Origin of the sequence: Haloferax sp. Atlit-6N (assembly GCF_003383195.1) — an archaeon.
Taxonomy (GTDB): domain Archaea; phylum Halobacteriota; class Halobacteria; order Halobacteriales; family Haloferacaceae; genus Haloferax; species Haloferax gibbonsii.
Map to the genome: position 1 here is coordinate 1,584,316 of NZ_QEQJ01000001.1, position 12,201 is coordinate 1,596,516.

Below are 12,201 nucleotides of genomic sequence, written 5' to 3' on the forward strand. Positions count from 1 at the left end.
TCGCCGCGACTGCGACCCGGCGCGAGCGCGACTCACTCGGCCCGCAGTCGCGCCTCGGCCGCCCGCCACAGCGGCGGGTAGGTCAGGGCGACGCCGACGCCGAGACAGACCGCCCACGAGACGAGGATGCCGACCGGGTTCCCCTGGAGTTCGAGGAGGACCAACAGCGGAATCCAGAGCGCGGTCACGACGAGGCCGATACCCCAGACGCGGGCGACGAGGCGGAGGCGAAGCGGGCGCGCGAGGAGGAGCGCGAGTGCGACGAGCGCGGCCGCGGCGAGGCCGGCGAACCGCGGAGCTTCGACGCCGAGCGCCGAGAGGAGCAGGTCGAGGGGCGCGACGACCGAGGTCAGGCCGAACAGGAGGAGCGCGACGACGACGAAGTCGCCGACCTGCCGGACGGCCGAATCGAGGGCGGGCATCGTCCGGGTCGTCGCGCGGGGACTGTATCGGTCTTCCGTTCGGATTCGACCCGGCGCGCGGGAGCGAACTGGTGGGCTTTTCAACGCGGGGACCGGACTGACGCGTATGACTACAACACTTCGCTTGGCGACGCGAGGGTCGGCGCTCGCTCGCGCGCAGGCCGCGGGCGTGCAGGGGGCGCTCGCGGGCCGCCGACTCGACGTCGAACTCGTCGAAGTCGAGACCACGGGCGACCGGATTCAGGACGAACTCATCCACCGACTGGGCAAGACCGGCGCGTTCGTCCGCGCGCTCGACGAGCGCGTCCTCGACGGCGAGGTCGACGCCGCGGTCCACTCGATGAAGGACATGCCGACCGAGAAGCCCGCCGACCTCGTCGTCGCGGGCGTTCCCGAGCGCGCGCCCGCCGGCGACGTGCTCGTCACGGCCGAGGGCCACGACATCGACGACCTCCCGGAGGGAGCCGTCGTCGGCACGTCGTCGCTCCGCCGGCAGGCCCAACTGCTGAACTACCGCGACGACCTCGAAGTCGAACCGCTCCGGGGCAACGTCGACACCCGCATCGAGAAACTGCTGGCGACGCACCTCCAGCGCGAACACGAGGCCCGCGTCGAAAACGACGAAGAGCGACAGGCCAAGAAGGGCAAGACCGACCACGAGGAGGCGTTCGACGAGACCGCAGACGAGTGGTTCGAGGGGCTCACCGAGCTCGAACGGCAGGCGCTCGGTCGGAAGGTCGAAACCGAGTACGACGCCATCGTCCTCGCGGAAGCGGGACTCAAGCGCAGCGGGCTCTCGGAGAAGGTGAACTACGAGCGCCTGCCGCGGACGACGTTCGTCCCCGCGCCCGGACAGGGAGCCATCGCCGTGACCGCCGCGGACTCGGAGGTCATCGACCTCATCCACGACAAGCTCGACCACCCGCGGACCCGCGTCGAGACGACCGTCGAGCGGACCATCCTCGCCGAACTCGGCGGCGGCTGTATCGCCCCGGTCGGGGTCCACGCCCTCCTGCAGGGCGAGCACGTCCACGTCGACGTGCAGGTGCTCGCGACCGACGGCTCGGAGTCCATCAAGACCTCCCGGGACCTCCCCGTCGGCAACCACGCTAACGCCGCCCGCGAGTTCGCGGCGGCCCTGCGCGACCGCGGTGCCGGCCAGTTAGTCGACGCCGCCCGCGAGGAGGCCGAGGAGTGAGATGACGGCCGACGACGCGGAACCCGGGACGGCGGAGGAACGGTCGGCCGGAGCGCAGTCGAACGGCGACGCGACCGACGGCGACGGCGTCGGCACGGTCCACCTCGTCGGCAGCGGACCGGGCGACCCGGAACTGCTGACGATGAAGGCCGCCCGCCTCATCGACGAGGCGGACGTGGTCCTCCACGACAAGCTCCCCGGACCGGAGATTCTCGGGATGATTCCGGCCGAGAAGCGCGAGGACGTGGGCAAGCGCGCCGGCGGCGAGTGGACTCCACAGGAGTACACGAACAACCGACTCGTCGAACTCGCCCGCGAGGGAAAGGACGTGGTGCGCCTGAAGGGCGGCGACCCGTTCGTCTTCGGCCGCGGCGGCGAGGAGATGGAACACCTCGCCGACAACGGGATTCCCTTCGAAGTCGTGCCGGGCATCACCTCGGCGGTCGCCGGGGCCGGCGCGGCGGGCATCCCCGTCACGCACCGCGACCACGTCTCGTCGGTGTCGTTCGTCACCGGCCACGAGGACCCGACGAAAGACGAGTCCGCGGTCGACTGGGACGCGCTCGCCGCGACCGGCGGGACGCTCGTCGTGCTCATGGGCGTCGGCAAACTCCCGCTGTACACCGCCGAACTCCGCGAGGCGGGGATGGACGGCGACACGCCCGTCGCCCTCATCGAGCGGGCCACGTGGCCCGACATGCGCGTCGCCACCGGCACGCTCGACACCATCGTCGACGTGCGCGACGAGGCCGACATCGAACCGCCCGCGATTACCGTCATCGGCGAGGTCGCCGCGACCCGCGACCGCGTGAAGCAGTTCCTGCAGGGCGGCGGCGCGGACGCCATCGCCGAGACTGACGCGACCGCGGGAGGTTCGGGAGGAGACGAATGAGCCAGCAGGTCCGCGCGGCCGTCTTCCGCCCCGACGACGACCGCATCGAGCGCGCCGTCGAACTCCTCGACTCGCTCGGCGCGACCCCGGTCCCCGACCCGATGCTCGCAATCGAGCCGACGGGCGCGACGCCCGAGGCCGGCGATTTCGTCGTCCTGACGAGCAAGACCGGCGTCGAACTCCTCGCCGCCGACGGCTGGGAACCCGGCGACGCGGTGCTGTGCTGCATCGGCCCCGCGACCGCCGACGCCGCCCGCGACGCGGGTTGGACGGTCGACCGCGTCCCCGACGAGTACACCTCGGCCGGACTGGTCGAACACCTCGCGCCCGACGTGGACGGCGCGACGGTCGAAGTCGCCCGGAGCGACCACGGCAGTCCCGTCCTCACCGACGGCCTGCGCGACGCGGGTGCGGACGTCCACGAGACGGTGCTCTACCGACTCGTCCGCCCCGAGGGAGCCGGAAAATCGGCCGAACTGGCCGCCGCCGGCGACCTCGAAGCCGCCCTCTTCACCTCGTCGCTCACGGTCGAACACTTCCTCGACGCCGCCGCGGAGCGGGGTATCCGAGAGGAGGCCATCGCCGGCCTGAACGACGCCGTGGTCGGCGCAATCGGGCCGCCGACCCGCGACACCGCGGCGTCCCACGGCATCGACGTGACCGTCGTCCCCGACGAGGCGACGTTCGAGGCGCTCGCGGTGGCCGCGGTCGAGACGGCCGCGCCGACGTACCACGAGTGACGTGACGGGAAGCGAGGGAGCGGCGTGACGGAAGCCGAGACGAGAGACGGCTCGTGGCGCGCCGTCGGCTCGGTCGCCGGCTGGCAGACCGCCGCGAGCCTCTGTTACTACGCCATCTTCGCGGCGACCGGATTCGTCCGCGACGCGTTTTCGGTCTCCGAGTCGCTGGTCGGTCTCTTTCTGACCGCCGGCCTGCTCGGCTACACGGTGTTTCTGTTCCCCAGCGGTGCGGCCGTCGACGGCTACGGCGAAAAGCCCGTCATGGTCGTCGGGCTGTTGGCGCTCGCGGTCGCGCTCGTCGGCGTCACGTTCGCGCCGCCGTCGTACCTCCTGTTGTTGGTGACGGTGGCGCTCCTCGGGGCGGCGTACTCGACCGCGATGCCGGCGTCGAACCGCGGCATCGTCGCGGCCGCGCCCGCCGGGAGCAAGAACCTCGCCATGGGGCTGAAACAGGTCGGCGTCACCCTCGGTAGCGGGGCGTCGTCGCTCGTCGTCACCGGCGTCGCCGTCGTCGCGGCGTGGCAGGTGGGGTTCTGGGCAATCGGCGTCTTCGCCGCCGGCTACGCGCTCGTCTTCGCGACGCGCTACCGCGGGAACCCGGGAACCGGCCGGCTCGAACGACCCCGGCTCGCCGGCCTCGGCGACAACCGCGCCTACGTCGCGCTCGTCGCCGCCGGACTGTTCATCGGCGCGTCCATCTTCTCGATGCTCGGCTACACCGTCCTGTACGTGCAGGACGTGGTCGGGACCGGCCCCGCCCTCGCCGGCGGCGTCCTCGCGGCGACGCAGGTGACCGGAAGCGTCGGTCGCATCGGCGCGGGGAGCCTCGCGGACCGGCTCGGTGGGGCCCGCGGCGCGGCCACCGTCGCGCTCGTCCAACTGGCCGGCGCGGTCGCGCTCTTTTCGCTCCTCGTCGGAACCGGCGGCTCGTTCGCGCTCACCATCGCCGTCTTCGTCGCGCTCGGCCTCACCATCCACGGCTCGACCGGCGTCTTCTACTCCTGTCTGAGCGGCGTCGTCGACGACGGCGACATCGGCGCGGCGACCGCCGGCGGCCAGACCGCGCTCAACGTCGGCGGCCTCGTCGCCCCGCCGCTTTTCGGCTTCGTCGTGGAGTCGACGGGCTACGGGGCCGGCTGGGCGCTCGTCGCCGGTTCGACGGTGCTCGCGACCGTCCTCCTGTTCGTCGTCAGACGGCGAATCTGACCGGCGTCGCGGTCGACCGGTCCCGCGCTCCGCGGGCGAGCCTTCTTATACCGAACCGCGGCGACCACGACACATGTTCGCCGTCGAACTGGAGTGGAAACGAAGGGGTTCCGCGCCCGAACTGCCAGCGTTTATGCCGGAGAGGGCGTGAGTACCACACCAATGGACGGACCCGTCCCCGAACTCGCCGAGCACGCGGCGGCCTGCGCGGACCGCCTCCGCGACGCCGACCGGGTGCTCCTCGCCTCGCACATCGACGCCGACGGGTTGACGAGCGCCGGCATCGCCTCGACCGCGCTCGAACGCGCCGAAATCCCCTTCGAGACGGTGTTCTGCCGCCAACTCGACGAGGCCGCCGTCGCCGACATCGCGGCGACCGACTACGACACCGTGCTGTTCACGGACTTCGGCAGCGGCCAACTCGACGTCGTCGCGGAGTACGAGGCGGCGGGCGACTTCCACCCCGTCATCGCCGACCACCACCAGCCCGCCGAGGGCGTCGAGACCGAACACCACCTCAACCCGCTTCGGTTCGGCCTCAACGGCACGAGCGAACTCTCCGGCGCGGGCGCGAGCTACGTCCTCGCGCGGGCGCTCGAACCCGAGGGTCGAGACAACCGCGACCTCGCCGCCCTCGCCGTCGTCGGCGCGGTCGGCGACATGCAGGACACGAACGGCGAACTCCGCGGGGCCAACGCGGGCATCGTCGACGAGGGCGTCGAGGCCGGCGTCGTCGAGGAGGGCACCGACCTCCGCATCTACGGCCGCCAGACCCGCGCGCTCCCGAAACTGCTCCAGTACGCGACCGACGTTCGCATCCCCGGCATCTCGAACAACGAGGCCGGAGCCATCGAGTTCCTGACCGAACTCGACGTTCCCTGCCGCGACGACGACGGGGAGTGGAAGCGGTGGGTCGACCTCACCGGCGACGAGCGCCAGACGCTCGCCAGCGCCCTGATTCGCCGCGCCATCGCCAGCGGCGTGCCCGCCTCCCGCATCGACGACCTCGTGGGGACGACCTACGTGCTCTCTCGGGAGCAGGAGGGAACCGAACTCCGCGACGTGAGCGAGTTCTCGACGCTCCTGAACGCGACCGCGCGCTACGACCGCGCCGACGTGGGCCTCGCGGTCTGTCTCGGCGAACGCGACGCGGCGCTCGACCGGGCGCGCAGGCTCCTTCGGAACCACCGCAAGAACCTCTCGAACGGCCTCCAGTGGGTGAAAGAACACGGCGTCCGCGTCGAGGACAACCTCCAGTGGTTCGACGCGGGCGGCGAGATACGCGAGACCATCGTCGGCATCGTCGCCGGAATGGCCGTCGGCACCAACGCGACCCGGAACGGGATTCCGGTCCTCGCGTTCGCCGACACGGAGGAGGGCGAGGTGAAAGTCTCCTCGCGCGGGTCGTACGTGATGGTCCGAGACGGCTTGGACCTCTCGGCGGTCATGCGCGAGGCGTCGCGGTCGGTCGGCGGCGACGGCGGCGGCCACGACGTGGCCGCGGGCGCGACGATTCCGAAGGGCGAAGTCGAGGCGTTCATCGCCGAGGCCGACCGCATCGTCGGCGAGCAGTTGGGAGACGCCGACGACGGCGACGGCGGCGACGACTGAAGCGCCACTCCGCCGGCGACGAGGGCGGCGCTCAGTCGTCAACCGGATTCTCACCGAACCTCGCCGGAACCCAGTTTTGACTGTCGATTGGCGGGCGCTCGTGTCCGGTGTCGTCCTGTCGGGACGGGAGTTCGATGGGGTCGGGCGTCAGGTCCTCGTAGTCGATTTGCTCCAGCAGGTGCGAGATGCAGTTGAGTCGCGCGTGGCGCTTCACGTCCGCGTTGACGACGTGCCACGGAGCGTCGTCGGTATCGGTGTGTTCGAACATCCGGTCTTTGGCCTCCGAGTAGTCGGCCCACCGCGAGCGCGCCTCGAGGTCCATCGGACTGAGCTTCCAGCGGCGCTTCGGGTCCTCGTTTCGCCGCTGGAAGCGCCGTTCCTGCTCCTCGTCGCTGATGGAGAACCAGTACTTGACGAGGACGATGCCCGAGCGGACGAGCATCCGCTCGAACTCGGGGCAGGTCCGCAGGAACTCCTCGTACTCCTCGTCGGTACAGAAGCCCATCACCCGCTCGACCCCCGCGCGGTTGTACCAACTCCGGTCGAAAAGCACCATCTCGCCCTCGGTCGGGAGCTGTTCGACGTACCGCTGGAAGTACCACTGCCCCCGTTCGCGCTCCGTGGGTTTGCCGAGCGCGACGACCCGCGCGACACGAGGGTTGAGCCGGCGGGTGATGCGCTTGATGACGCCGCCTTTCCCCGCGGCGTCTCGCCCCTCGAAGACGACACAAACCCTGAGGTCGTGTTCCTTTATCCAGTACTGGAGTTTCACCAGTTCCTCCTGTAGCCGATTCAACTCGCGTTTGTAGTCTTTCTTCTTCAGGACGCCCTCGTCGTCGTAGCGGGGCTCGTCGGTCGACATACGATAGCTGCGTGCGCTGTGAACAAATAGCAGGCGGGGAGGCGGAGTCGGCGCGGCGGCTCAGAGGTCCGAACAGACCTGCTCGCCGCTCACGATTTCCGGGACGACGACTTCGTCGGCACCGGCGCGGCGCGCGAGCGCCTCGTCCATCTGGTCGCCCGCGCGGACGACGAGTTTGGCGTCGGGAGACAACCGGCTCGCCGCGATAGCGATTTGGATGTTCTCCTTGGAGTCGTCTATCGCGCCGACGACCGTCGCGGCGCGTTCGACGCCCGCGTCGATGAGCCTGTCCTCGCGACGGGCGTCGCCGTCGACCGCGAGCAGGTCCGCGTCGAGCGCGCGCTGGTACTGCGCCTCCTTGCTCTCGACGACGACCACGTCGCGGCCCATCTCGCGGAGCCGCGCCGCCACCGTCTTCCCGAAGGTTCCGTAGCCGCAGACGACCACGTGCGATTCGAGTTCCGCTATCTCTCGTTGGAGTTTCATCTGGTCGAGTTCCTCGCGTATCTGCCCGCCGAAGGCCGCGGAGACGAACGTCTCGCCGGCCCACAGCCCGGTACCGATGAGGCCGGTGAGAATCACGATGGCGTACGCCTTGACGAGCGTCGCCGGCCCCTCGTGCGTCTGGTAGTGGAGTTCGATGCTGGTCGGGTCGAAAAGCCAGAACGCCGCGTCGACGAGGGACGCGCCGGCGAGGGCGCTGAACCCGCCGACGCCGGCGACGACGAACGCCGCGACTGCGACGAGCGGCCGGACCATCCGCCGGAGCAACGGCCTGTGCGCCAGCGCGTCGATGAGAATGCGGCGGTCGTACGTCACGGGGGCGCGGACACCTCGTGGGAGCGCGACCGGTCTGGCTCGTGCGGCCCGCAACCGCGGCGAATCGGGCGGCACAACGATTGGGAATTGCTAGATTGACCACGATTAGAGATTTTTGACTCGTGTTTGAGTGTATATTCGGTCATGTAGACAGTGTTCGACAATCGTTCGAGTATAAAATCGTTTGTCATTAAACAACTCAATACACTGGCTATGACTCCCTGATTCGCTCTCGAACACTATTCAATATAGCAGAATATGATTTATATTTCGGAATCGGAGGAGTGACGAACCGACGCCAAACCAGATTCGCGTTCGGTTTTGGGCGCGAAATCCGCGAAAATCCGCGAAATCCTCATATCGGATGGTTGTGTATGACATGGCACCGGCACGCATGCCGGAGTGGGGTGAACGATGGCGACTGCCAACTCGAACGAGGCCGAATACGACTACCCGGTCGGCTACGAACCGGAGGTACAGACAGAGACGGTCGAACTGGACCGTCGAACCGTCGAGCGACTCGACGCGCTGCGCGAGGACGACGAGTCGTACGACGAACTGATAACCGAGATCGTGTCCATCTTCGCGGCGAGCGAACTCTCCGCCGCGCGCGTGGACAGCCCGCTCATCGAGTGACGCCTCGCGTCGCTCGATTTTTCGCATTTGAGACGCACTGAGAGCGGAATCGCTGTTCGGGAGACGACCCGTAATAAATCACACTCTGCTATACAGAATCTGAAACACCAGCCAACAACCGTCCGATTTTTTGCCGGGAGCGCGAAAGCTCCGGGTATGACCGACTTCGACCCCGAGAAGTTCGAGGACAAGTACGCCAACTACTTCCCCGAACTCCAGCGCGCGTACAAGAACGCCTTCGAGACGATGAACGACGAGTTCGACTCGTCGCTCATCCACGGGGTCGACCAGCAGATTCTCAACGAGTCCGAGCCGTTCTACGAGGACGGCGACTTCTCCGTGCGGCTCCCCGAGAACCCCGCCGAGCGATTGACGGCGGTCGAAATCGACGACGGCGAGCTCGACGCCGTCCTCGACCGCTACGTCGACGAGATCGAAGGCGAGCTTCGGCGGGTGTTCGGCGTCGAGGCGTAACCCCGAACCAAAGGCCTAAGCACGTTCACCTCGAAGCCGCGTGCATGAGCACGGAGACGCAGGACGGCGAGGACGACCTCAAAGAGCGTGTCGTGAACTTCCTCCGTCGGAACTTCCCGCAGATCCAGATGCACGGCGGCAGCGCGGCCATCCGCGACCTCGACCGCGAGACCGGCGAGGTCACCGTTCTCCTCGGTGGCGCTTGCTCCGGGTGCGGTATCTCCCCGATGACTATCCAGGCCATCAAGACCCGCATGGTCAAGGAGATTCCCGAGATCAACGAAGTCCACGCCGACACCGGCATGGGCGACGACGGCGGTATGGACGGCGACAGCCGCGGCGGTAGCCCGTCGTTCCCCGGCGACACCAGCGACGACACGACCGACATCGAAGACGACCAGGGCCCGCAGGCCCCGTTCTAAGTCGGCGTTTCGGACGTTTTCGTCCCGTCGTCGGCCGAGAACAGGAGTTTTATCGGCGACTACTCCCCACCCTCGGGTATGACTGCCGAGTCGCCCGAGAACGTCCTCTTCGTCGTCATGGACACGGTCCGGAAGGACCACCTCACGCCGTACGGCTACGACCGCCCGACGACGCCGGGGCTCGACCGATTCGCCGACGAGGCGACCGTCTTCGAGCAGGCCGTCGCGCCCGCGCCGTGGACGCTCCCGGTCCACGCCTCGCTTTTCACCGGGATGTACCCGAGCCAACACGGGGCCGACCAGGAGAACCCCTACCTCGAAGGCGCGACGACCCTCGCCGAGACGCTCTCGGCGGCCGGCTACGACACCGCCTGTTACTCCTCGAACGCGTGGATAACGCCGTACACGCATCTGACCGACGGCTTCGCCGACCAGGACAACTTCTTCGAGGTCATGCCCGGCGAGTTCCTGTCGGGCCCGCTGGCGAAGGCGTGGAAGACGATGAACGACAGCGACGCGCTCCGGACGCTCGCCGATAAGCTCGTCAGCCTCGGCAACACCGCCCACGAGTACCTCGCCGGCGGCGAGGGCGCGGACTCGAAGACGCCCGCCGTCATCGACCAGACCATCGACTTCATCGACGACTCCGAGGAGTTCTTCGCGTTCGTCAACCTCATGGACGCGCACCTGCCGTACCACCCGCCCGAGGAGTACAAAGAGCGCTTCGCGCCCGGCGTCGATTCGACCGACGTCTGCCAGAACTCCAAGGAGTACAACGCCGGAGCCTACGAGATCGACGACGACGAGTGGGAGGACATCCGCGGGCTCTACGACGCCGAAATCGCCCACATCGACGACCAACTCACCCGGCTGTTCGACCACCTGAAAGAGACCGGCCGCTGGGACGACACCATGGTCGTCGTCTGCGCCGACCACGGCGAACTCCACGGCGAACACGGCCTCTACGGCCACGAGTTCTGCCTGTACGACCCGCTCATCAACGTCCCGCTCATGGTCAAACACCCCGACCTCGGCGCGGGGCGACGCGACGACCAGGTCGAACTGGTCGACCTCTATCACACGGTCCTCGACTCGCTCGGCGTCGAGGGCGGCGAACCCGCGAGCCCCGGCGACGACGCGGTCGGTCTCGACCGCACGCGCTCGCTCCTGTCGGCCGACTACCGGGAGTTCGCGCGGGCGGCGAACGACGACCCCGGCCAGCGCCGAGACGGCGAGTACGCGTTCGTCGAGTACTCCCGTCCCGTGGTCGAACTCAAGCAGTTAGAGGAGAAGGCCGCGAGCGCCGGCATCGAACTCCCCGAGGACTCGCGGTTCTACTCGCGGATGCGGGCGGCGCGGCGGGCCGACGCCAAGTACGTCCGAATCGACCGCGTCCCCGACGAGGCCTACCGAATCGACGTCGACCCCGAAGAGACCGAGAACGTCGTCGATTCGGACGACGAGGCGGTCGCCGAGACGGAGGCCGCCCTCGCGGCGTTCGAAGACGCCATCGGCGGCGCGTGGACCGACGCGCTCGACACCGACGTGTCGGACGATTCAGTGGACCAGATGGACGACGAGACGCAGGACCGCCTGCGCGACCTCGGCTACCTCGAATAGCGACCGACCCCGAGTCTACTCTTAGCGTATCCCTTCTCCGCGCTCCCACGCCCGGAGCAACGCCGCGAGCGTTCGGTTCGTCGGCACCTCGAAGCCGTGTTCGGCGGCGATATCGACGACCGCACCGTTGATGGCGTCGACCTCGGTCCGCTTTCCGGCCTCGACGTCCTGCAGCATCGACGAGCGGTTCGCGGCGGTCTTTTCGACCACCCGGTCGACCGCCTCGCGGGCGACGCGATTCGGGAGCGACACGCGCTCCAATCGGGCGACTCGAGCCGTCTCGCGGGCGGCCCGGTGTGCGAGGTCGTGGGCGTCGTCCCCCGCGAGCGCGCCGTTTTCGACCCGCGAGAGCGCGGTGACCGCGTTGATGCCGGCGTTGACCGCGAGTTTCTCCCAGCGCCGCCTCGGCATGTCTGCGGCGACGAGCGTGTTGAGCCCCGCGACCCGGAACGCCTTGCCGACGCGCTCGGCGAGCGGGTCGGGACCGCCGTCGAGTGCGCCCAGGACGACCCGGCCGACCCCGGTACACTCGACGCGACCCGGTTCGACGAGCCGAGCACCGTAGGTCGCCGTTCCCGCGAGGACGGGCGCGTCGAGACGAGAGGCGAGCATCTCCTCGGTGAGCCCGTTTTGGAGCGATAGCACCGCACCCACGTCGCAGTCGGCGAGCGCGTCGGCCGCCGCCGCGGTGTCGAACGATTTGACGGTGACGAGCGCGAGGTCCGCGCTGTGGCCCGTCTCGGTCGTCGTTGCCGCGGGCGAGACGTGCGTCGACTCGGCACCGACGATGTCGAGACCGGCCGTCGACACCCGCGCTGCGTGCGGGTCGCGGGCGACGAGCGTCACGTCGTGGACCGGCGCGAGGAGGCCGCCGACGAGCGTGCCCAGACTGCCCGCGCCGAAGACGAGAATTCGCATGGCTACCCGTACTCAGCGGACGACAAAAATGGCGAGTTTCGCGGGCGCGGCGGTCGAATCGAGGGCGGCCTCTCAGTCCTCGGTCCAGTAGTAGAGTTTCTCGCGCTCGGCGCCGCAGTTCGGACAGGCGTCGGGCAGTCCGTCGATATCACCCATCTCGCCGCAGTCGCTGCACCGCCACATCAACTCGGCCTCGCCGAACTCGTGGCCGGCGCGCTCGTGTTCGACGGACATCCCGGTGAGTCCGTCGCGGGTCGTCACGAAGAAGCCGTCGTCGTCGAAGCCGCGGATGCTCCCGAGTTCGGTTCCGTCCTCCGCATACACCGTCATTCCCACCGTCGGCTGTGTCTCGTCAGCCATACCCGACTATTCGTCGCGCGA

General features: G+C 68.7%; 14 protein-coding genes. 9 read left to right on the forward strand and 5 right to left on the reverse strand.

Features of this window, described 5'->3' with window-relative positions; all coding sequences use genetic code 11:
• Positions 1 to 32: 32 nt before the first annotated feature.
• Positions 33 to 422 carry a hypothetical protein gene (locus tag DEQ92_RS08310; RefSeq protein WP_004973964.1) on the reverse strand — a complete coding sequence of 130 codons (390 nt, stop codon included), beginning with the start codon at positions 420 to 422 and terminating at the stop codon, positions 33 to 35.
• A 124-nt stretch (positions 423 to 546) separates the two neighbouring features.
• On the opposite strand from DEQ92_RS08310, the gene hemC reads away from it, so the two are divergent.
• The 5 genes from hemC to DEQ92_RS08335 all read left to right on the forward strand — a co-directional run bounded on the left by hemC (position 547) and on the right by DEQ92_RS08335 (position 6,069).
• Entirely contained in the window at positions 547 to 1,620 is a 1,074-nt protein-coding gene (gene hemC, locus DEQ92_RS08315; protein ID WP_004973965.1) for a hydroxymethylbilane synthase, read from the forward strand.
• 1 nt (position 1,621) lies between these two features.
• The gene (gene cobA, locus DEQ92_RS08320; protein ID WP_115820649.1) at positions 1,622 to 2,512 is read left to right on the forward strand and encodes a uroporphyrinogen-III C-methyltransferase; all 891 of its coding nucleotides are present in this window, start codon (positions 1,622 to 1,624) and stop codon (positions 2,510 to 2,512) included.
• On the forward strand, positions 2,509 to 3,252 hold the full coding sequence (locus tag DEQ92_RS08325; RefSeq protein WP_115820650.1) for a uroporphyrinogen-III synthase: 744 nt from the start codon (positions 2,509 to 2,511) through the stop codon (positions 3,250 to 3,252). Before cobA ends, DEQ92_RS08325 begins: the two co-directional genes overlap by 4 nt.
• A 24-nt stretch (positions 3,253 to 3,276) precedes the next feature.
• Entirely contained in the window at positions 3,277 to 4,458 is a 1,182-nt protein-coding gene (locus DEQ92_RS08330; protein WP_050458434.1) for an MFS transporter, read from the forward strand.
• A 162-nt stretch (positions 4,459 to 4,620) separates the two neighbouring features.
• The gene (locus DEQ92_RS08335) at positions 4,621 to 6,069 is read left to right on the forward strand and encodes a DHH family phosphoesterase (protein WP_115820651.1); all 1,449 of its coding nucleotides are present in this window, start codon (positions 4,621 to 4,623) and stop codon (positions 6,067 to 6,069) included.
• 31 nt (positions 6,070 to 6,100) lie between these two features.
• Here the strand turns inward: DEQ92_RS08335 and ppk2 are convergent, their stop codons facing one another.
• Together ppk2 and DEQ92_RS08345 are read right to left on the reverse strand one after the other, a co-directional pair.
• Entirely contained in the window at positions 6,101 to 6,931 is an 831-nt protein-coding gene (gene ppk2 / locus DEQ92_RS08340) for a polyphosphate kinase 2 (protein ID WP_004973970.1), read from the reverse strand.
• A gap of 60 nt (positions 6,932 to 6,991) precedes the next feature.
• Positions 6,992 to 7,750 (reverse strand): TrkA family potassium uptake protein, encoded by a 759-nt coding sequence (locus DEQ92_RS08345; protein WP_199522715.1) that lies wholly within the window; start codon positions 7,748 to 7,750, stop codon positions 6,992 to 6,994.
• 414 nt (positions 7,751 to 8,164) lie between these two features.
• On the opposite strand from DEQ92_RS08345, the gene DEQ92_RS08350 reads away from it, so the two are divergent.
• The 4 genes from DEQ92_RS08350 (at position 8,165) to DEQ92_RS08365 (ending at position 10,902) form a co-directional block, all read left to right on the forward strand.
• A complete protein-coding gene (locus DEQ92_RS08350; protein ID WP_115804378.1) occupies positions 8,165 to 8,386 on the forward strand; it encodes a hypothetical protein in 222 nt (73 codons plus the stop codon).
• A gap of 156 nt (positions 8,387 to 8,542) precedes the next feature.
• Complete coding sequence (locus DEQ92_RS08355) at positions 8,543 to 8,860, forward strand: DUF5783 family protein (RefSeq protein ID WP_050458431.1); 318 nt, start codon at positions 8,543 to 8,545, stop codon at positions 8,858 to 8,860.
• Between the two features lie 44 nt (positions 8,861 to 8,904).
• Complete coding sequence (locus tag DEQ92_RS08360) at positions 8,905 to 9,282, forward strand: NifU family protein (RefSeq protein WP_115804377.1); 378 nt, start codon at positions 8,905 to 8,907, stop codon at positions 9,280 to 9,282.
• Positions 9,283 to 9,360: 78 nt separating this feature from the next.
• Entirely contained in the window at positions 9,361 to 10,902 is a 1,542-nt protein-coding gene (locus tag DEQ92_RS08365) for a sulfatase (RefSeq protein ID WP_050458429.1), read from the forward strand.
• A gap of 21 nt (positions 10,903 to 10,923) precedes the next feature.
• Here DEQ92_RS08365 and DEQ92_RS08370 read toward each other — a convergent pair whose 3' ends face one another.
• Both DEQ92_RS08370 and DEQ92_RS08375 read right to left on the reverse strand, forming a co-directional pair.
• Positions 10,924 to 11,820 carry a ketopantoate reductase family protein gene (locus tag DEQ92_RS08370; protein WP_115804376.1) on the reverse strand — a complete coding sequence of 299 codons (897 nt, stop codon included), beginning with the start codon at positions 11,818 to 11,820 and terminating at the stop codon, positions 10,924 to 10,926.
• A gap of 72 nt (positions 11,821 to 11,892) precedes the next feature.
• Positions 11,893 to 12,180 (reverse strand): rubredoxin-like domain-containing protein, encoded by a 288-nt coding sequence (locus DEQ92_RS08375; RefSeq protein WP_115804375.1) that lies wholly within the window; start codon positions 12,178 to 12,180, stop codon positions 11,893 to 11,895.
• Between the last annotated feature and the right edge of the window lie 21 nt (positions 12,181 to 12,201).